Raw genomic sequence first — 18,967 nt, 5'->3', positions numbered from 1 at the left:
GTGAACCCGGTTCGCGAGATGCTTCTGCCTGACGAGCGGGTCGTGGCCTTCGTGGGCGCTGGCGGCAAGACCAGCCTGATCTACTCCCTGGCCCGCCAGCTCTCCGGATGGGGGCAGCGGGTGCTGGTGACCACCACCACGAAGATGATGCCTCCGGCGCGCAACTTCATGCTGCTCACTCCCGGCTCGCGCACTCCCCATTACAAACACCTGACCGTGGGCCGCGCCCTGGACCCGGAAACGGGCAAGCTCCTGGGCGTTGGACCTGATGAAATCCCCGGCCTGCGGGAGCGTTTCCGGGCGGATTACGTGCTGGTGGAGGCCGACGGCGCAGCCGGGCGGCCCATAAAAGCCCCGGAAGCGCATGAGCCGGTGATTCCGGAGTGCTCTGACCTGGTGGTGGGCGTGATCGGGCTGGACGCGCTGGGAAAACCGGCGGACGCCACGACTGTGCACAGGCTGGAGGCGTTTCTGCGCGTTACCGGCTTGAGCGAGGGGGAGCTGATCGGGCCAAAAGCGCTGGCAGCACTGGCCGCTCACCAGGAAGGCTTGTTCAAGGGAGCCCCGGAGTCCGCGCGGCGGGTGGCCTTCCACAACAAGGCGGACCTGGGCGAGGTGGCCGGGCGGGTGTTCGGCTCGGCGCGTCAGGGCTGGTTCTTGAGCCTGGCGTAGTCGTCCGGGGTGTCCACGTCGGTCAGGATGGCCGGGTCGTCCACATCAAGGTAATCCACGGGAGCGTTCGGGCTGGCTAGCAGGGGCCGCGCCCCGGTGTCGCCTTCCAGCTCCAGCACGCGCGCGAACCAGTCAGAGGGGATGATCACCGGATTGCCGCGCCGTCCATCACTGCGCGGCACCAGAAATCGCCCCGGCCTGAAGGCGCTCGCCAGTTTCCCCACCAGCTCCGACGTTATGAGCGGCATGTCGCCCAGAAGGATCATGGCTCCGTCCAGGCCTGGGGGCAGGGCGCGTATGCCCGCCTTGAGGGAGTCTGCCTGACCGGGCAGACGCTTTTGGAAAGGGCATGATACGCGCGTCACCTGTGCAGGAAGTGCGTCAAGGCCCGGAGGACCACCCACAAGAATCACGTGCCGGAGCGCGCAGGCTGCGTCCAGCGCCCATTCCAGAATCGTGCGCCCGCGCCAGGGCAGAATGAGCTTGTCCGCGCCCATGCGGGTCGAGCGCCCGGCAGCCAGGACCACGGCTGCGATGTGGCTGTTTGTTACGATTGCGTGCATGGATGGGCGTCCGTTTGTTACGTTTTGTTGTCAACAACGCTCCAGGGCTGCTGTACTGTTGACAATTGGCCGTAATATCCTCACTTCCGAATAGAAGCGCGAAGCATTGCGGCGCGTCCGAGCATCAAGGATAAAACATGACCCACGAATTCGACCAGGAACTCGACCGGCTGCGCATTGACTCCCTGCGTATGTTCTACATGGTGAGGGAGGCAGTGGACAAGGCCGTGCGGGCCACCCGCCTGCGTGACAGCGCCCTTTCCCAGGAAGTCATGGACGGCGATGAGGCCGTCGACGCCATGGAATGCCTGACCGAGCATCTGGGGCTGCGCCTCCTGGCCCTGAAACAGCCCGTGGCGCGCGATCTGCGCACCATCATGGGCAGCATGCGCATAGCCTCCAACCTGGAGCGCATCGGCGACGAGGCGGTGAACATCGTCGGGCGCAACCTGCTGATGCTCGAGAGCGGCGAGTTCCAGGACGTTCCCTCGGTGTGGAGCCTGGGCGAGTTGTGCCTGGAACTCTTCGACAAGTCCGCGCGCGCCTTCGCGGACAACTCCTTCGACCAGGCCCAGGCCGTGCTGAACGCCCACGAGCAGACCGCGATCAAGCACATGAAGGCCTTCCGCGACCTGACCGAGATCATGATCCGCGAAGCCCGCACCGTGGATCGAGCCGTGCAGCTGTCCTTCGTGGCCTACAGCCTGAAGCGCATCTGCGAACGCAGCTTCAACATCGCCGAGAGCGTCATCTTCATCGTCAAAGGGCTGGATGTGAAGCACCGGAGCTGCCGCACCGGCGAATAAGCAGCCCGGCCGCCGGATTTCACGCGCCTGCCGTCGCAATGCGATGGCAGGCGCGTATTTTGTGCTAGCGTTATGCGCTGCCTGGGCAGCAGGGCTGCTTCAGGCTGATGGCCTTTTCCGGGCACATTTCCTGACAACAGAAGCAGGCGATACAGGCGGCGGGGTCCACCACGGGGAGGTTGGCGTCCAGGGTCAGGGCGTCTGCCGGGCATTGCTCCACGCAGGTTCCGCAGCCGGTGCAGCGGGCCGGGTCCACCACTGGGCGGCTGGCGGAGCGGTCCTCCAGGAGTTTTTGGATGTGGGAGAGGTGCTTCAGGGCGTCCTCGCCCAGGGGCGGAACCTTGAAGTCCGGGATGGGGATGAGTTCGCCCTGGATGTCCAGGTCTTTAAGGGCGTGGCTCCCCAGGCCGAGTTGCGCGGCGCGGGTCAGGAACCGAAGTTTTTCCGGGTCTGCGCCCATCATGCGAGCCATGACCGAGTCCATGGCCACGGCGTTGTCGGCGGCCAGCACCCGGCCTATCCAGCGAAGCTCGGTGGAGGCCGGGCCGTTGCCCTGCATGCCGAGCACGGCGTCCATGATGAAGAGGTCCGGCACGCGCAGGCGGAAAACGTCCACCACCACGTCGTGGAAGCGGGCCTGCCCGCCGGAGAGCTTGTGCAAGGTGGCTTTCTGCGCGCCGGGCAGGATGCCGTAGCTGTTTTTTATGGCCCCGGTGATGCCGGTGAGGCCGTGGGTCTTGAACTTGGGCACGGAGATGACCACGTCCGCGTCCAGCACGTCGGTGGAGACGCTTAAGGAGCCGCCGTAGGCCGGATCGAAGGGGACTTCGCGCGCGTCCAGGCCGATGTTGCGGTAATGCCCGCGCGAGGCGTTAAGCAGGCCGCAGCGCTCGAAGCTCTGCTCGTTGGCCCCGTAGCCCATGAGGCCGGGGTTGTCGCCCACCACGATGCTGGCTGGGTTCCGGGCCTCGACGCATCGCACCACGGCCTCAAGAATGGCCGGATGGGTGGTGACGGCCTCTTCGGGGCGGGCAGGACGCAGCACGTTTGGCTTTATGAGTACTTTCTTCCCCTCTATCTCCAACGCAAACGCCTGGAAAATCTTCTCTACCGCGTCCAGGCAATCCTGATAGTCGGCGGGCAGAATCATGACTGTATGCATACGCTCTCCTTCTCATCCATGACCACGCGCGCCTGAAGCCGACGCGAAGCGGAAAGCCGGGTCCAGGGGGAGGCTTCTCCCCCTGGCCGCCGGAGGCATCGTACTCTTCTCTCTTCACCCTGTGTTGCGTCCGCGATATTCGTTGATACTGATGCAATGCGTAACAAGATAAAACCATTTGTTTTAATTTTGAAATCATTTTCATGTTTTCAAAATTGCGAGACTAACCTTCCAGCCCGAACTCCTTCACCTTGCGGTACAGCGTGGCCAGACTGATGCCCAAGGCCTCGGCGGTGGCGCGCTTGCCTTTCAGACCGTTGCCGAAGCGGGCGAGACCGGTTTCGATGGCGCGGCGCTCCAGTTCGGCCAGGGGCAGCAGCGGCAGATGGGCCTGTGCCCCCTCAGGGCCGGAAAACTCAAGACCGCCCGGGCCGTCCGACCGGGAAAGCCCGTCCCCGGAACCGGAAGCCAGCGCCTCTCTGGGCTTGGGCGGCAGCAGGCCCTCATGCGGGGCGGCTCCGGGCGTGAGCATGTTCACCAGGAACTCCATGGCGTTCTCGAACTCCCGGACGTTTCCGGGCCAGGAGTAGGCCTTGAGCGAGGCCAGGAACCCGGCGTCGGGCTCGGGCACGGGCTTGTTGAAGAGGGCGGCGTATCTGGCCAGGAAGTGGCGCGCCAGCACCTCGATGTCCTCGGGGCGGTCGCGCAGGGGAGGCGTCTCCAGGGGAACGACGTTCAGCCGGTAGAAGAGATCCTCGCGGAAGCGGCCCTGGGAGATGAGCGTGGGCAGGTCCTCGTTGGTGGCGGCGATCACCCGGATGTCCAGCTCCAGCAGGCGGTTGGAGCCCAGGCGGGTGAAGGTGCGCTCCTGGAGCACGCGCAGCATCTTCACCTGAAGATACAGCGGCAGCGCGCCGATCTCGTCCAGGAAGAGAACTCCCGTGTTGGCCAGCTCGAACTTGCCCATGCGGCCCTTGGAGCTGGCCCCGGTGAAGGCCCCGCCGGTGTACCCGAACAGCTCGCTCTCCAGCAGGGTGTCGGGGATGGCCCCGCAGTTGATGGCGATGAAGGGCTTGGCCTGGCGCGGCGAGAGCTGGTGGATGGCGCGGGCCACGAGTTCCTTGCCGGTGCCGGATTCGCCGGTGATGAGAACCGTGGAGGTGGACTGGGCCACCTGGGAAATCTGCTCCTTGAGCCGTTTTATGCGCGGGGAGCGGCCCATGATGGCGTCCAGGCCGAAGGTCTTTCCGGTTCCGGCCAGGGAGGACATGCGCTGGGTGACCTTTGGCAGGGATTCGAACACCAGCACTTTGGCGAAGTGCGGATCGCGCCCGCCGAGGGCGGCCATGTGCCCCACCAGGGAGAGCCTGCGCCCTTCCAGGGTAAGCTCGAAGGCGTCCAGATCGGAGAGGCCGTCGCGGGTGCGGCGCACCTCGATGCCGGTAAGGGGGGCGTCCACGGCAAGGCCCAGCTCGCGCCGGGCCAGGGCGTTGGCGTAGCTGGCCCCGCCCTTGGCGTTGAAGACGATCACGCCCCGGTTGTCAGCGTCCACGATCTGGAGCATTAAGTCGAGAAATTCCGAGGCCTTGGTCATGCGCCGATGCTCTGAGAGCTTCTGGCCGATGGCTTCGGCCATCTGGGCCACGAAGTCCAGGTAGGTGTCGCGGTTGAGCAGCACGCGCTCGCGCTCGGCCTGGGTGAAGCAGACCAGGCCGATGACCCCGACGACGTCCTCGCCGTCCACGATGGGGGTGCACAGGGAGAGCGTCTCGCGGCACTGTTCGCGCTTGCGGCAGCGGCGGCAGAGGGGATGCTCGCGCGGGTTTTCAAGGAGTGTGGTCTGGCGGGTGCGCAGCACATGGCGGTAGACCTCGCCCTCCTCGATGATGCTCTTGCCGACGCCCTGGGCGTAATGCCCGGTCCCGGCGATGCGGATGAAGCCGACGTCCACGATCTCCACGTCGATGCCGGTGACTGTGGCGATGACCTGGGCGTGGCGGGTGAGGGCGTCCTTGATCTGGGCCAGCATGATGTTCTCAGATTGAGATTTTTTTCAGAATAAGAAAGACGCGCCGCCCGCATCGTTCCTTGCTTCTCAAAATAAGAAACCGGGGAGCGTTTGTCCATGACTATCAGCGCGGACAAAGGCCCTGAAAGAGTCGTTGCCCAGGTTGGTGCGAAGCGCGGCACGGGCCTTGCTGCCGACGGCTTCATGACCAGAACCACACTCTTCTGCCCGGCCTGCCAGAGCGAATACGACCCCGCCGACGGACACTTCGCCTGTCCCAAAGCGGGCGACGGACGCGAACACATCCTGGATGCACGCATCGAGGCTTCGGCGGAACTGGCCGAGGAATTCACGGAGTCCTGGCGCGAGCATCCTCATGACCCGCTGCGCGCCTTCGCCTGTCTGGGCGCTGCCCAGGGTGTGGCGGGCAGACCCGCGTTCCGCGACGCAGCCGGACGTTTGCAGGAAGGCCTGGACCGTCTGGAGGGCGCACCTCTTGGCGTGACGCCGCTGGTGCAGACGCCCAAGCTGGCCAAGGCTCTGGGCATGACCGGCACGCTGGCCGTGAAGGACGAGACCGGCCAGCCGGGCGGATCGCACAAGGTGCGCCATCTGGCCGGGACCATGCTCTACCTTGAAGCCCTGCGCGCAGGCGGCCCCAGGCGGCCCCTGGCCATATCCAGCTGCGGCAACGCGGCCCTGGCCGCCGCCTGCGTGGCCCGCGCCGCCGGGTATTCGCTCACGGCCTTCGTTCCCGAGGACGTGCACCCGGATGTTCTGCGCCTCTTGCGCGAGCGCGGCGTGAACCCGGAGGTGGTGGCGCGCCTGTCCACAGGAGGCGGCGACCCCTGCTACCTGGCCTTCCGCGACGCTGTGCGGCGCGGAGCCGTGCCATTCTGCTGCTCCGGGCGCGACAACTGGTCCAACATCGAGGGCGGGCAGAGCCTTGGGTACGAGGCTGCCTTGCAGTGGCAGGCTTTGGCCCAGACTCCAGGGCACATCGTGCTCCAGATCGGCGGCGGCGCCCTGGCCCGGTCCGTGGCCGGGGCCTGGAGCAATCTCGAGGCTCTTGGCGTGGTGCGGGAACTGCCGCGCATCCACGCCTGCCAGACCGAGGGAGCCTTCCCCTTCGCCCGCGCCTGGCTTCTGCTGCTGGCTGAGATCGCCCGCAACGCCGGGTGTGCCTTTCCGCCTGCTTCCGGGTACGCGACGCTCGCGGGAGTGCGGCAGGTGCTGAGCGAAGAGCAGGACGCCATCGCCACCGTGGTGCAATTCACCCGCACCGCGTTCCGGTCCTCTCCGGTGCAGGGCGCGCTGCGCGCAGCAGCCGCGAGCCCCGACAGCTTCATGTGGGCCTGGGACGGCGCTCCCCCGCACAGTCTGGCCCATGGCATCCTGGATGATGAAACCTACGACTGGTATTTCCTGGCCCAGGCGCTCCTGCGCACCGGAGGCCAGGCCGTTGTCACGCCCGAGGCGCTGGTTGCACAGGCCCACGATCTGGCCCTCGCGCACACCCCCGTGAGCGTCTCCGCCACGGGCAGCGCCGGTCTGGCAGGACTTCTGGCCCTGCGGCAGGCGGGCATCGTGCCTGATAACGCCCGCGTGGGCCTCTTTTTCACCGGATTAAACCGCTAATCACGCAAGGACATCCCATGCCCCGCACTCCCATAGCCGTCCCCACGTTCGCCGAGATGCTCGATCCCTCGCGCATCGCTCCCGAAATCCGCCGCAAGGCCCTGGCTGCGAAATCCTCCGACCCCCTGGACCCCATCAACCTGTTCAACATCACCTGGCGCGACGCCCAGGGGCAGGTGACCCACATGGTGCTGCCCAAGGAGCTGACCGGCGTGGACGCCGAGATCGTGGTGATCTACGGCAAGGAGTTCCCCACCGGCAGCCACAAGGTTGGGGCCACCTACTCGGTGCTGATCGAGCAGCTGGTGCGCGGACAGGTGGAGGCGGGCAAACACACGGTGGTGTGGCCCTCCACGGGCAACTACGGCATCGGCGGAGCCTGGGTGGGCGGGCGCATGGGCTTTGATTCCGTGGTGGTGCTGCCCGAGGAGATGAGCGCCGAGCGCTTCGAGATGATCAAATCCTTCGGGTCGAGCATCATCGCCACGCCGGGCTGCGAGTCCAACGTGAAGGAGATCTACGACAAGTGCCACGAGCTCTCCGGCGCTGGCCCCGAGACCGTGCGCATCATGAACCAGTTCGAGCGCTTCGGGAACTACCGCTTCCATTCCACCGTCACCGGCCCCAGCGTGGCCGCATTGGTGAAGGAGCTTGGCGAGAAGGGCGTGGGCAAGGGCAAGGCCTCGGCCTTCGTGTCCGCCATGGGCTCCTCGGGGACGATCGGCGCGGGCGACGCCCTGAAGCTCCTCTGGCCGGACCACAAAATCGTGGGCCTGGAGCCCATCCAGTGCCCCACGCTGTACATGAACGGCTACGGCGGGCACGACATCCAGGGCATCGGCGACAAGCACGTCACCTGGATCCACAACGTCATGAACATGGACGCCATGATGTGCATCGATGACATGGAGTGCAAGCTGGGCCTGCAGATGCTGGTGGAAGCTCCCGGACATGAGGCCCTGATGGCTGCGGGCGTCAGCTCCGACGCGGTGCAGAAGCTGGCCTCCATCGTGGGCATCTCCGGGGTGTGCAACATCCTGGGAGCCATCAAGACCGCGCGCCACTACGGCTTCGGCAAGGACGACGTGGTGGTGACCGTGTGCACGGACAACATAGCCCGTTATCACTCGGTGATGAAGAACCTCACTGAGTCCCACGGTGTCATGGACCGCTCCGAGGCCGACCACCGCCTGGAGGGCATCTTCCACGGCCAGAAGACGGATTGGATTCAGGAGGGCACCCAGGAGGTGCGCAGACGCTGGCACAACCTGAAGTATTTCACCTGGGTGGAGCAGCAGGGCAAGAGCGTGGCCGAGCTTGACGCGCTGAAATCCCAGGAGTTCTGGGCCAGGGAGCGCGAGTACGTGCGCGAGACCGACCGGCTGATCGAGGAGTATCGGAAGGGCTAGCAGCCTGTCGAAAACATGTTTTCCGGGCCGGGCAGGGGAGGGCGGAGTCTTTTCCCTGTCCGGCCAAGCATTTGCCGGACCCTGTGCCTGGGAAGGGACTGCCGCCCGTCCGGCGGGCTCTTCACAAGAGGTTTTTTTCAGGCTAATGTGTCGGAATTGTAACACAAGCGCTCAATGGGCGGCATCCTGCCGCAGGGACCTACAACGCAGACAGGAGAGAACGGTATGAAGAAACCCCTTGCAGTCGTGGCCGCGCTGGCCTTGGCGGCGGTCCTGGCGGTGAACGCCCAGGCCAAGACCCTGAAACTCGCGCTCGACGCCGACCCCCCGCGCCTGGACTACATGAGCCAGCTGTCGGGCAACCTGCTGTCCTACGCCGAGTGGGTCTTCGACCCCCTGGTCCGCTGGACCAAGGACATGAAGATCGAAGCGCGCCTGGCCGAGAAGTGGGAACAGAAAGACCCCCTGACCATGCGCGTCTACCTGAAGAAGGGCGTCACCTTCCACTCCGGCAACCCCTTCACCGCCGCCGACGTGAAGTGGACCTTCGACCGCATCCGCAAGGCCCCCGACTGGAAGGCCCTGTACGACGCTTTCAAGGACGTGGTGATCGTGGACGACCACACCGTGGACTTCGTCTTCAACCGCCCCGAGCCCCTGACGCTCAACCTGATGACCTACATCTTCCCCATGGACTCCAAGTTCTATTCGGGCAAGGACGCTGCGGGCAAGGACAAGGACCTGGTCTCCAAGACCGACCCCGTGTTCGCCAACTCCAACGCCTCGGGCACCGGACCCTTCAAGGTCACCTCCTACGAGCCCCAGGTGAAGATGATGCTGGACCGCTTCCCCGCCTACTGGGACAAGAAGTCCAAGGGTAACGTCACCCAGATCGTGCTGACCCCCATCAAGAACCCCGGCACCCGCACCGCGGCCCTGCTGTCCGGCGACGTGGACTTCATCAACCCCGTCAACCCCCAGGACCAGGACCTCATCAAGAAAGAGAAGGGCCTGTCCCTGGTGAACATGCCCTCCGGGCGCGTGATCACCTTCGGCTTCAACCCCGCCGTGCAGCCCGAGTTCAAGGACCTGCGCGTTCGCCAGGCCGTCATCGCCGCCGTGAACAACGCGGGCATCGTTGACAAGATCATGAACAAGCTGACCGTGCCCGCCAACCAGTTCTCGGCCAAGGGCATGTCCGGCTACAATGACACCCTGAAGGGCCGCTTCGACGTGGAGAAGGCCAAGAAGCTCATGAAGGAAGCCGGTTACGAGAAGGGCTTCACCATCACCATGATCGCCCCCAACAACCGCTACACCAACGACGAGAAGATCGCCGAGGCTGTTGCAGGCATGCTGGCCAAGATCAACATCAAGGTCGACCTGAAGACCATGCCCATCGCCCAGTACTGGCCCGAGTTCCAGAAGCGCCAGGCCAGCCTCCAGATGGTCGGTTGGCACCCCGACACCGAGGACTCCGCCAACCTGTTCGAATTCCTGGTCTTCTGCGTCGACAAGGACAAGGGATTCGGCGCGTACAGCTCCGGTTTCTGCGATCCCAAGCTGGACGAACTGGTCAAGTCCGCCAACACCGAGACCGACCTGAAGAAGCGCGACAAGATTCTTCAGAACGCCGAGAAGATGGCTTACGACGAAGCCGCCTTCATCCCCCTGCACTACGAGCCCCTGTCCTGGGCCGCCAAGAAGAACGTGAAGCTCGAAACCTGCATCAACCAGCAGAACTTCCTGTACCTGGGCGATCTGGTCATCGAGTAGCAAACGCCTGAACGCGCAGGCCGGCGGACCAGAGCCAGCAGGCGGTGAAACGCTTGCGATGCGAGCCGGTGCGAAAACGCTGCGCACTGATTGAACAAGCCGGAGGGGCCATGCCCCTCCGGCTTTTTGCGTTTGCGGGGGAGCGCGTCGGAGCAAGCCGACACCCTGAAACAAAACGAACCAAAACAGTTCCGGTTTTCTTGCCCGGTATGCTTGCGAAACAGCCGTCATTTCCACGGGTTGGTTTCCCCAGGGCGGCAGCGTGCCCGGGACCGCGCAAGTCCGCGTGCTCTGGACCAACGGCCCTAAATCGGCTATGCGAGGCAGTTATTTCTGACTCCGGGCGTATTCAGACCCGCACGGCACGCCTTGCGCTTCGGCTTTTCGCCGATTCTCCCGCGCGGGGCGCTTCACGCCATGCGGCCATCATGCGGCTAGGAGGGATTACGGGGCACGCCCCACCGGTAGGGAGGTCAACCAATGTTCGCCTTTTTCATCAGACGGGCAGGCCAGGCCGCGCTGGTCATGGTCGTCATCAGCCTGGTCTGCTTCGCCGTGCAGCACAAGATCGGCGACCCCATCCGCGATCTGGCGGGCGAGTCCGTCTCCGAGGCGGAGCGACAGCTCCTGCGCGAGAAGCTGGGCCTGGCCGATCCGCTGCCCAAGCAGTACATCCGCTTCGTCACCAACGCCGCGCGCGGCGACCTGGGCATCTCCTACATGTTCGGCAAGCCCGCCCTGGACGTCATCCTCCAGAAGTTTCCGGCCACGGCGGAGCTGGTGTTCTGCGCGGTCATCTGGGTGCTGGTGCTGTCTCTGCCCATGGGCATCTATGCGGCCATACGGCCCAAGTCCGTCCTGTCGCGCATCATCATGGGCGTATCCATCGTGGGCGTGTCCATCCCGGTGTTCCTCATAGCCATCATCCTCATCTGGATATTCTCGGTGTACCTGGGCTGGCTGCCCTCCTTCGGTCGCGGCGACACCATCGTGCTGCCCGGCGGCTGGACCACCGGCCTTGCCACCTGGGACGGCATCCGCCACATGATCCTGCCCTCCATCTCGCTGGCCTCGCTCACGCTGCCGCTGTTCGTGCGCCTGATCCGCTCCGAGATGATGGAGGTGCTCCAGAGCGAGTTCGTGAAGTTCGCCTATGCCAAGGGCCTGCCCCTGTGGCGCATCTATCTGGTGCACGCCTTCAAGAACACGCTCCTGCCGGTGATCACCGTGGGCGGCGTGCGCATCGGCACCATGCTGGCCTTCACCATCCTCACCGAGACGGTGTTCCAGTGGCAGGGCATGGGTTTCATCTTCCTGCAGGCCGTGGAGCGCGCCGACACCTCGCTCCTGGTGGCCTATCTGGTGGTCGTCGGTCTCATCTTCGTGGGCGTGAACACCGTCGTGGACCTTGTCTACGGGCTGGTGAACCCCATGGTCCGGGTTACGGGGAGGAAATAACGTGCTTGCCAAATGGACTGCCTTCAAGGATTCCTGGTTCCTGTACCGCTTCCTGCGCGACCCCGTGGCCGTCTCCTGCACCGTGGTCCTCTTCGTGATGGTCGCGGCGGCCTTCCTCGCGCCGGTCATCGCGCCTCATGACGTGTACGACGCCTCCAACACCGACATCCTGGACGCGCGCACCGCGCCCATGTGGCTGGAGGGCGGCTCGTCCAACTTCATCCTGGGTACGGACCAGCAGGGGCGCGACCTCCTCTCCGCCATGCTCTACGGCATGCGCACCTCCATCATCATCGGCCTGGGAGCCACCATCCTCCAATGCCTGATCGGCGTGGTGCTGGGGCTCACGGCGGGCTACGCCGGGGGCAAGACCGACGCCTTCCTGATGCGCATGGCCGACGTGCAGCTCTCCTTTTCCACGCTGATGGTGGCCATCATCATAAGCGTGCTGGTGGACGTACTGCTGGGCAGGCACGCCCTGGCGCTACGCGAACAGATGGCCGTGCCCATCCTGGTGCTGGTCATCGGCTTGGCCGAGTGGCCGCAGGTGGCGCGCACGGTGCGCGCCTCGGTGTTGGGCGAGAAGAAGAAGGAATACGTGGAGGCGGCCCGGGTCATCGGCCTGCCGCCGTTACGCATCATGTTCAAGCACATCATGCCCAACACCCTCTCCCCGGTGCTGGTCATCGCCACGGTGCAGGTGGCCGGAGCCATCATGAGCGAGGCCGCCCTGTCGTTTCTCGGCCTTGGCATGCCCGTCACGCGCCCGTCGCTGGGGTCTCTCATCAAGACCGGCTTCGAGTACATCTTCAGCGGCGCGTGGTGGATCACGGCCTTTCCGGGCATCACGCTGGTTGTGCTCATCCTGGTGATCAACCTGCTGGGCGACTGGCTGCGCGATTTCCTGAACCCCAAGCTCTACAAGAAGGGGTAGCCCCATGACGCCAGAAACCCTTCTCCAGGTGAAAGACCTGGAGGTCACTTTCGCGCTTCGTTCCGGGAAATACCAGGCCGTCAAGGGCGTCACCTTCGACGTGGCCAAGGGCGAGCGCCTGGGCCTTGTGGGCGAATCCGGTGCGGGCAAGTCCATCACCGGGTTCTCCATCATCAACCTCATCAGCCAGCCCGGCTACATCAGCGGCGGGCAGGTGCTCTTCGAGGGCCGCGACCTGAGCAAGCTCTCCCCCGAGGAAATGCGCTCCATCCGGGGCGACCGCGTGGCCATGATCTTCCAGGACCCCATGATGACGCTGAACCCGGTGCTCACCATCGGCCAGCAGATGCTCGAGACCGTGCGCGCCCACCGCAACGTCAGCGAGGACGAGGCCCGCGCCATCGCCATGGACAAGCTGGCCAAGGTGCACATCTCCTCGCCCGAGCGCCGCCTGAAGCAGTACCCGCACGAATTCTCCGGCGGCATGCGCCAGCGCATCGTCATCGCCATCTCGCTCTTGTCCGATCCGGCCCTCATCATCGCCGACGAGCCCTCCACCGCCCTGGACGTGACCATCCAGGCCGAGATCATGGAGCTTCTGCTTGAGCTGTGCGAGTCCGAGCGCATGGGGCTCATCCTCATCAGCCACGACCTGGGCGTGGTCAGCCAGGTCACCCAGCGCATGGCCATCATGTACGCGGGCTACATCGTGGAGGTCGGCCCCACGGCCGAGATCATCACCAACCCGAGCCACCCCTACACCCAGGGGCTCCTGGCCGCGTTGCCGGGCCTTCAGAAGCGCCGGGGCCGGTTGAATCAGATTCCCGGGGTGATGCCCGGCCTCACCAGCATCCCGCCTGGCTGTCCGTTCCATCCGCGCTGCCAGTACGTGATGCCCGTGTGTTCCGAAAAAATTCCCGCCCTGTGCGACCACGGGGCCGTTCGCGTGGCCTGCCACGCCGTCACGCAGGAGGCCCGCTCATGAGCGCCCTGGTCGAGATCAAGAACGTCGAGAAACGCTTCGACATTTCCGGGGGCTTCCTGGATCAGCTGAAGCTGGAGTCCGGTCGCCTCGTGCGCCGCCGCACCGTGGTCAACGCGGTCAACGGCGTGACCCTGTCCATCGCCCAGGGCGAGACCCTGGCCGTAGTGGGCGAGTCCGGGTGCGGCAAGTCCACCCTGGCCCGCGCGGTCATCGGCCTGCACGCCCCCACGGCGGGCGAGGTCTGGTTCGACGGCCAGCGCACCGACAACCTCTCCCCCAAGGATATGCGCCCCTTCCGCAAGCGCATGCAGATGGTCTTCCAGGACCCGTACGCCTCGCTGAACCCGCGCCTGACCGTGCGTTCCATCCTGGAGGAGCCGGTGCGCATGCACTTCCCGGAGCTTTCCCCGGCGCAGGTCACGGAGCGCGTGGCCGAGGTTATGTGCCAGGTGGGCCTGGACCCGGCCTGGGCCGGCAACTACCCGCACGAGTTCTCCGGCGGCCAGCGCCAGCGTGTGTCCATCGCCCGCGCGCTCACCGTGGACCCGGAGTTCATCGTGGCCGACGAGCCCATCTCCGCGCTGGACGTATCCATCCAGGCCCAGATCCTGAACCTGCTCATGGACGCCCAGGAGCAGCGCGGCCTGACCTATCTGTTCATCAGCCACGACCTGGGCGTGGTGCGCCACATCTCCACCCGCGTGGCGGTCATGTACCTGGGCTCCCTGTGCGAGCTGACCGACGCGGACACCCTGTTCGACAGGCCGCTGCACCCCTACACCCAGGCGCTGCTCTCGGCCATTCCCAGGCTGGGCGCGGACCCGGCCAAGCGCGTGCGCCTGATCGGCGAGATCCCCTCGCCCATCAACCTGCCGCCCGGCTGCGTGTTCCACGGCCGCTGCAAGCACGCAGAGGAACGCTGCCGCGTGGAGGTTCCCGTGGTCTTCGAGGCCGAGCCGGGGCACATGGTCGCCTGCCACGGCGTGCAGGAGGGGCGTATTTAGTCTCGCCAAGGTTAAGCGGGTAGGGGAGAGATCGGCTGGCTGGAGCGGGGAGATGGTCGCGGGGGAAAGCCTCCGGCGGCCAAAGGGCTCCGCCCTTGTGGAATCCCTTATGGGGCCTGTCGTGCTTTTGCGAGCCTGGACGGAGCTGCTCGGCGCTCGGGGCTTGCGAACCCTGGCGGAAGCGGGCACTGTCTTCTTCGCGTGCCTTACCAAGTACGTGCGTTTCCTGACGGAATCCAATCCAAGCCCAGGACGTCCCGCGATTGCCCAGACCGTGCGCGTTCATGGCGTTAGCCGCCTGCCTCTTTCTCGCGCTGTTTGCCGTTCCCGGCAGCGTCCAGGCCCTGCCGTTCGTTTCGCCCAAGCCTGAGCCCTTCGAGCACCCCTACAATCTGGTCGCCTCGCGCATCCTTCCCCCGGCCCTGCTTTCAGGGCCGCATCACCGCGTGGAAGAAGCTGTGCAGAACGACGGCTACATGAACTTCTACACCGTTCGCTCCCGCTACGGGCAGTACAAGGTCACCTCAACCGCGCTGCTGGCTCAGCGCGTGGACGAGTTCGCGGCCATGGCCGCCATGGACAAGGCCAGCGGCGCGCAGGAGTTCGGCAAGGGCGTATGGGACGGCGGCGTGAGCGTGGTGATGGGCGTCAAGAACCTGGTCACGGAACCGGTGAAGACTCTTGGCGACGCGGCTTCCGGCGTGGGCAAGCTCTTTTCGCGCGCCGACGAGTCCATGAACGGCAGCCCTGCCAGCAAATACGAGGATTCCACCGGGGCCAAGCTTACCGGGTTCGCATCATCACGCCGGGAATACGCCGTAGCCTACGGCGTGGACCCGTACTCCGCCAACCAGCCCATGCAGGAGCGCCTGCGCTCTGTGGCCGGGGCTGGCTACGCCGGGGGGCTCACCGCCACCGGCCTCAAGGTGCTGATCCCCGGCGGGGTGGGCATCGCGGTCTCGTCCGTTGGCGGCGTGAGCTGGCTCAAGGAAGTCGATCTGGCCCTGCCTCCTGCGGAGCTGCGCATGCAGAACCGTCAGCTGCTCCAGTCCATGGGAATCCAGGAAAAGTCCCTCACTGCCTTCATGGACAACGCTGAGTTCACGCCCACCCAGCAGACTCTTCTGGTGAAGTACTTAAACGACATGCGCCGCGCCGGGAGCAAGTCGGAATTCTTGCGTCTGGCCGCAAAAGTGGCCGATCAGGATCAGGCCAACTTCACCGTGCGCATGGCCAGGATGTACGCCGGATATCATCGCGTCGTGTCTGCGCTGCGCGGGTTCACGCCCGTTGGGGCGCTGCCGGGCGCGGTGAGTAGTGACCGCAGGCTGGTGCTGTGCTTCCCGCTGGACCACCTGTGCTGGACCAAAAACCTGTCCGACCTGACCAAAAGCGTGGAGGCCGCGTTGGAGCGGCACAACGTAACCGGCGTGGAGCTGTGGCTGACCGGCACGGTCAGCCCTGCGGCCAGAAAGGCGCTGACCGCCCGCAAGTGGACCATCCGGGAGAAAGCGGGCAAGGAGCTGATGGGCGAGACCATGTGACGCGGGGCGGGGCATTGGAGCGTGGCCGGAAACGTGCCCGGATGGCGGAAGGAGTGTCGCGGCCAGGGGATGCAGGCCGCCTGGGGGATGAAAAGCTGGAAGCGGACCGTGTTGCGCAGGAAATAAAAAGGGGGCCGTGAGGCCCCCTTGATGTATCAGCTAGGTCAGGCGCTTAGGCGGCCTGTCCATCCTCGCGCTTGGCGGCGGGACGTTCGTCCTGCTCGCGGCGGGTGGTCTCGCGGTTGCCGGAGGCGTCGCCTTCAGTGGGACGACCGTAGAAGCCCTGGTTGCCGCCACGGTTGTTGTAGGGGCGGGCGGCGCGGGGGGTGTCCTCGCGTCCGGCTCCGGCATAAGGACGGCTCTGGCCCGGCTCGCCGTAGGTGCGGCGGGTGTCGGTGCGTTCGCCTTCCTGGCGGCGGGGCTGGCCCTGATAGCCTTCGGTGCGGCGGTTGTCCTGGCCGCGCCAGTTGCCGCCGTCCTGACGGTCGGTGCGGGGAGCGGCAGGCCTGCCGCCGTTATCGGCGTAGCGGCCAGCGGGGGCCTGGGAGCCGGTGCGGGCGTAACCGCCCTGGCCTTCGGCGCGTGCGGGGCGGCCCTGGTACTGGCCGCGCGGGGCCTGCCAGGAGTTGCCTTCACGGTCGGGGGCGTTGCTGCGGGGCTGGTCGGAACCGTAGGAACCGGCGTTGCCCCTGGAAGGAGCGCCCGAAGCGTGATGCCCGTGGCCACGGTCGCCGTAGGCGGACCTGCTGGAATCGCCTGCGCCGCCATTGGCTGCGCTGTAGGCGGAGCCGGAGCGGCCGTACTGGCCGCGCTGGCCGTGGCCGGAGCGCTCGTTGCGAAGGGGCGGACGGTCGAACTCGGTGTTGCGTTCGGTGTTGGTGGCCGCGTAGTCGAAGCCGGGCAGCTTGCGGCGGTCGATGGCCTTGCCCAGCAGGCGCTCGATGGCCCTGACCATGGACACGTCATCGCTGGTCACCAGCGAGTGGGCCTGACCCTCGCGCTCGGCGCGGCCGGTGCGGCCCACGCGGTGCGTGTAGGTCTCGGGGGTGTCGGGCAGGTCATAGTTGACCACGTGGGACACGCGGGACACGTCGATGCCGCGCGCGGCGATGTCGGTGGCCACCAGGATGCGGAAGCGTCCCGCCCGGAAGCCTTCCATGGCCTTCTGGCGCTGGGCCTGGCTCAGGTTGCCCTGGAGGCAGGAGCTGGAATAGCCGCTGCGGTCCAGCTGCTCGGCCAGGCGCTTGGCGCGGTGCTTGGTGCGGGTGAACACCAGCACGGAGCCTTCCTTGTTGTCGTCCAGCAGGGTAAGCAGAAGCTTGGTCTTCAGGTGCTGGGGCACGGGGTACAGGCACTGCTCGATGGTGCAGGCCGGGGCCGTGCGGCCGATGCGCACCAGGGCCGGGTCCTTCAGGGTCTCGTTGGCCAGGCCGCGAATGGAATCGGGCATGGTGGCCGAGAAGAGCAGGGTCTGGCGCTCGGCGGGCAGCCTGGACAGGATTTTCTTGATGTCGGGCAGAAAGCCCATGTCGAACATGTGGTCGGCTTCGTCCAGGACCAGCACGTCAACGCCGGAGAGGTTGGCGTTGCCCTGGTTCAGGTGGTCCAGCAGGCGGCCGGGGCAGGCAACCACGATGTCCGCGCCGCGACGCAGGTTGTTGGCCTGGGGGCCGAGGCCCACGCCGCCGTACACGGTGACGGTGCGGAAGCGCAGTCCCTTGGTGTATTCGCGGGCGCTCTCGTGAATCTGTTCGGCCAGCTCGCGGGTGGGGGCGATGATCAGGCAACGGCACGAGCCGCGAAGCGGCTTGGGATTCTTCAGGAACCTGTCGATTATGGGCAGCAGGAACGCGGCGGTCTTGCCGGTGCCGGTCTGGGCCAGACCCATGACGTCACGCCCCGCAACGACATGAGGCATGGCCTCAGCCTGAATGGGGGTGGGGGTTTCGTAGCCGAGAGCCTTGATGTTGGTGGAAATAGCGGAATGAAAATCGAAGTCTGCGAATTGCAAAGGAGATCCTTGGGTTCGTGTTGCAGAGCGATGACGCAGATATGACACGCTTTTTAGCTGCAAACACGGTCAAGGAGGCTTCATCGGGGAAAATGCCGGTGCGGCAAATACAGTCTGATTGGGATGGGGCGGGACTTGCAGCTGGTCCTCGCCTCGCAGGCAGGCATGCCGGGGCGGATAACCGCCAAGCACTCCTTCTAAGCCTTTCCTGGATGGTGTCAACTTCTTTCACGACCGTATTCGTATTATTTCACTTCCGGGTTTGAACCGGATGAAACGGCCTTGACCCAGGCCTGCTCTTCTGCAAAAAACCGGAGGTTTTTCCGATTTTTCGTCAACCATAAGACAACAAGGAGCGGGGCATGCCGGTAACCGTGGTCGATCATCCGCTGGTCAGACATAAGCTGGGCATTTTGCGCGAAAACGGCGTGAGCACCAACAACTTCCGCGATCTGGCCAACGAAGTGGCCAGGCTTCTTACCTACGAGGCCACCAAGGACCTGAAGACCGAGAAGAAGGTCATCAAGGGCTGGGCGGGCGACGTGGAAGTGGAGCAGATCAAGGGCAAGAAGATCACCGTGGTGCCGGTGTTGCGCGCGGGCCTGGGCATGATGGACGGCGTGCTGGACATGATCCCCGGCGCGAAGGTCAGCGTGGTGGGCATGTACCGCAACGAAGAGACCCTGGAGCCGGTGCGCTACTACGTGAAGCTGGCCAAGGCCATCGAGAAGCGCACCGCGCTGATCCTCGACCCCATGCTGGCCACCGGCGGAACGCTCATCGCCACCATCGACCTCCTCAAGGAGGCCGGATGCAAGAAGATCAAGGGCCTGTTCCTGGTGGCCGCCCCCGAAGGCCTGGCCAGGCTGGAGGCCGCCCACCCCGACGTGCACGTCTACGTGGCCGCCATCGATGAGCGCCTGAACGACGTGGGCTACATCATCCCCGGCCTTGGCGACGCGGGCGACAAAATCTTCGGCACCAAATAAGGAGTCCG

15 protein-coding genes are annotated in these 18,967 nt (G+C 65.3%); 11 read left to right on the top strand and 4 right to left on the bottom strand.

Going from position 1 to position 18,967, the window contains the following annotated elements:
* Complete coding sequence (gene yqeC / locus G453_RS24470) at nt 1–672, top strand: selenium cofactor biosynthesis protein YqeC (protein ID WP_169725348.1); 672 nt, start codon at nt 1–3, stop codon at nt 670–672.
* Here yqeC and G453_RS0115425 read toward each other — a convergent pair.
* On the bottom strand, nt 645–1,235 hold the full coding sequence (locus tag G453_RS0115425; protein ID WP_051272491.1) for a nucleotidyltransferase family protein: 591 nt from the start codon (nt 1,233–1,235) through the stop codon (nt 645–647). The genes yqeC and G453_RS0115425 overlap by 28 nt on opposite strands.
* A gap of 137 nt (nt 1,236–1,372) precedes the next feature.
* Here G453_RS0115425 and phoU point away from each other — a divergent pair, with 137 nt between their 5' ends.
* On the top strand, nt 1,373–2,041 hold the full coding sequence (phoU, locus tag G453_RS0115420) for a phosphate signaling complex protein PhoU (RefSeq protein WP_027191775.1): 669 nt from the start codon (nt 1,373–1,375) through the stop codon (nt 2,039–2,041).
* Nucleotides 2,042–2,111: 70 nt separating this feature from the next.
* On the opposite strand, the gene G453_RS0115415 is transcribed toward phoU, so the two are convergent.
* Nucleotides 2,112–3,203, bottom strand: coding sequence for a DUF362 domain-containing protein (locus G453_RS0115415; protein WP_027191774.1), 1,092 nt, complete (start codon nt 3,201–3,203; stop codon nt 2,112–2,114).
* A 223-nt stretch (nt 3,204–3,426) separates the two neighbouring features.
* The gene (locus G453_RS0115410) at nt 3,427–5,232 is read right to left on the bottom strand and encodes a sigma-54-dependent Fis family transcriptional regulator (protein ID WP_043646017.1); all 1,806 of its coding nucleotides are present in this window, start codon (nt 5,230–5,232) and stop codon (nt 3,427–3,429) included.
* Between the two features lie 96 nt (nt 5,233–5,328).
* Here G453_RS0115410 and G453_RS0115405 point away from each other — a divergent pair, with 96 nt between their 5' ends.
* The 8 genes from G453_RS0115405 to G453_RS0115370 all read left to right on the top strand — a co-directional run bounded on the left by G453_RS0115405 (nt 5,329) and on the right by G453_RS0115370 (nt 15,959).
* Nucleotides 5,329–6,849, top strand: coding sequence for a pyridoxal-phosphate dependent enzyme (locus G453_RS0115405; RefSeq protein WP_027191772.1), 1,521 nt, complete (start codon nt 5,329–5,331; stop codon nt 6,847–6,849).
* Nucleotides 6,850–6,866: 17 nt separating this feature from the next.
* Nucleotides 6,867–8,258 carry a PLP-dependent cysteine synthase family protein gene (locus tag G453_RS0115400; RefSeq protein ID WP_027191771.1) on the top strand — a complete coding sequence of 464 codons (1,392 nt, stop codon included), beginning with the start codon at nt 6,867–6,869 and terminating at the stop codon, nt 8,256–8,258.
* A gap of 225 nt (nt 8,259–8,483) precedes the next feature.
* A complete protein-coding gene (locus G453_RS0115395) occupies nt 8,484–10,034 on the top strand; it encodes an ABC transporter substrate-binding protein (protein WP_027191770.1) in 1,551 nt (516 codons plus the stop codon).
* A 480-nt stretch (nt 10,035–10,514) separates the two neighbouring features.
* Nucleotides 10,515–11,492, top strand: coding sequence for an ABC transporter permease (locus G453_RS0115390; protein WP_027191769.1), 978 nt, complete (start codon nt 10,515–10,517; stop codon nt 11,490–11,492).
* A gap of 1 nt (nt 11,493) precedes the next feature.
* Entirely contained in the window at nt 11,494–12,426 is a 933-nt protein-coding gene (locus tag G453_RS0115385) for an ABC transporter permease (RefSeq protein ID WP_027191768.1), read from the top strand.
* 4 nt (nt 12,427–12,430) lie between these two features.
* Nucleotides 12,431–13,411: an ABC transporter ATP-binding protein gene (locus G453_RS0115380; protein ID WP_027191767.1), complete on the top strand. Its 981-nt coding sequence runs from the start codon at nt 12,431–12,433 to the stop codon at nt 13,409–13,411.
* Nucleotides 13,408–14,415 carry an ABC transporter ATP-binding protein gene (locus G453_RS0115375; RefSeq protein ID WP_027191766.1) on the top strand — a complete coding sequence of 336 codons (1,008 nt, stop codon included), beginning with the start codon at nt 13,408–13,410 and terminating at the stop codon, nt 14,413–14,415. Before G453_RS0115380 ends, G453_RS0115375 begins: the two co-directional genes overlap by 4 nt.
* Nucleotides 14,416–14,699: 284 nt before the next feature.
* Nucleotides 14,700–15,959: a hypothetical protein gene (locus tag G453_RS0115370; RefSeq protein WP_027191765.1), complete on the top strand. Its 1,260-nt coding sequence runs from the start codon at nt 14,700–14,702 to the stop codon at nt 15,957–15,959.
* Between the two features lie 172 nt (nt 15,960–16,131).
* Here G453_RS0115370 and G453_RS24465 read toward each other — a convergent pair whose 3' ends face one another.
* Nucleotides 16,132–17,970 carry a DEAD/DEAH box helicase gene (locus tag G453_RS24465; RefSeq protein WP_156920962.1) on the bottom strand — a complete coding sequence of 613 codons (1,839 nt, stop codon included), beginning with the start codon at nt 17,968–17,970 and terminating at the stop codon, nt 16,132–16,134.
* A gap of 362 nt (nt 17,971–18,332) precedes the next feature.
* Here G453_RS24465 and upp point away from each other — a divergent pair, with 362 nt between their 5' ends.
* Entirely contained in the window at nt 18,333–18,959 is a 627-nt protein-coding gene (upp, locus tag G453_RS0115360) for a uracil phosphoribosyltransferase (protein ID WP_027191764.1), read from the top strand.
* Nucleotides 18,960–18,967: the final 8 nt, after the last annotated feature.

It is taken from the genome of Fundidesulfovibrio putealis DSM 16056 (genome assembly GCF_000429325.1).
GTDB classification, from domain to species: domain Bacteria; phylum Desulfobacterota; class Desulfovibrionia; order Desulfovibrionales; family Desulfovibrionaceae; genus Fundidesulfovibrio; species Fundidesulfovibrio putealis.
Note: the sequence above shows the minus strand (reverse complement) of the source record. Positions and strands in the feature narration are given on the sequence as shown.

What these genes read in the sequence shown, in the direction of transcription:
- G453_RS0115425 (WP_051272491.1), bottom strand. Translation starts at nt 1,235, where the DNA reads ATGCACGCAATCGTAACAAACAGCCACATCGCAGCCGTGGTCCTGGCT.
- phoU (WP_027191775.1), top strand. Translation starts at nt 1,373, where the DNA reads ATGACCCACGAATTCGACCAGGAACTCGACCGGCTGCGCATTGACTCC.
- G453_RS0115415 (WP_027191774.1), bottom strand. Translation starts at nt 3,203, where the DNA reads ATGCATACAGTCATGATTCTGCCCGCCGACTATCAGGATTGCCTGGAC.
- G453_RS0115410 (WP_043646017.1), bottom strand. Translation starts at nt 5,232, where the DNA reads ATGCTGGCCCAGATCAAGGACGCCCTCACCCGCCACGCCCAGGTCATC.
- G453_RS0115405 (WP_027191772.1), top strand. Translation starts at nt 5,329, where the DNA reads ATGACTATCAGCGCGGACAAAGGCCCTGAAAGAGTCGTTGCCCAGGTT.
- G453_RS0115400 (WP_027191771.1), top strand. Translation starts at nt 6,867, where the DNA reads ATGCCCCGCACTCCCATAGCCGTCCCCACGTTCGCCGAGATGCTCGAT.
- G453_RS0115395 (WP_027191770.1), top strand. Translation starts at nt 8,484, where the DNA reads ATGAAGAAACCCCTTGCAGTCGTGGCCGCGCTGGCCTTGGCGGCGGTC.
- G453_RS0115390 (WP_027191769.1), top strand. Translation starts at nt 10,515, where the DNA reads ATGTTCGCCTTTTTCATCAGACGGGCAGGCCAGGCCGCGCTGGTCATG.
- G453_RS0115380 (WP_027191767.1), top strand. Translation starts at nt 12,431, where the DNA reads ATGACGCCAGAAACCCTTCTCCAGGTGAAAGACCTGGAGGTCACTTTC.
- G453_RS0115375 (WP_027191766.1), top strand. Translation starts at nt 13,408, where the DNA reads ATGAGCGCCCTGGTCGAGATCAAGAACGTCGAGAAACGCTTCGACATT.
- G453_RS0115370 (WP_027191765.1), top strand. Translation starts at nt 14,700, where the DNA reads ATGGCGTTAGCCGCCTGCCTCTTTCTCGCGCTGTTTGCCGTTCCCGGC.
- upp (WP_027191764.1), top strand. Translation starts at nt 18,333, where the DNA reads ATGCCGGTAACCGTGGTCGATCATCCGCTGGTCAGACATAAGCTGGGC.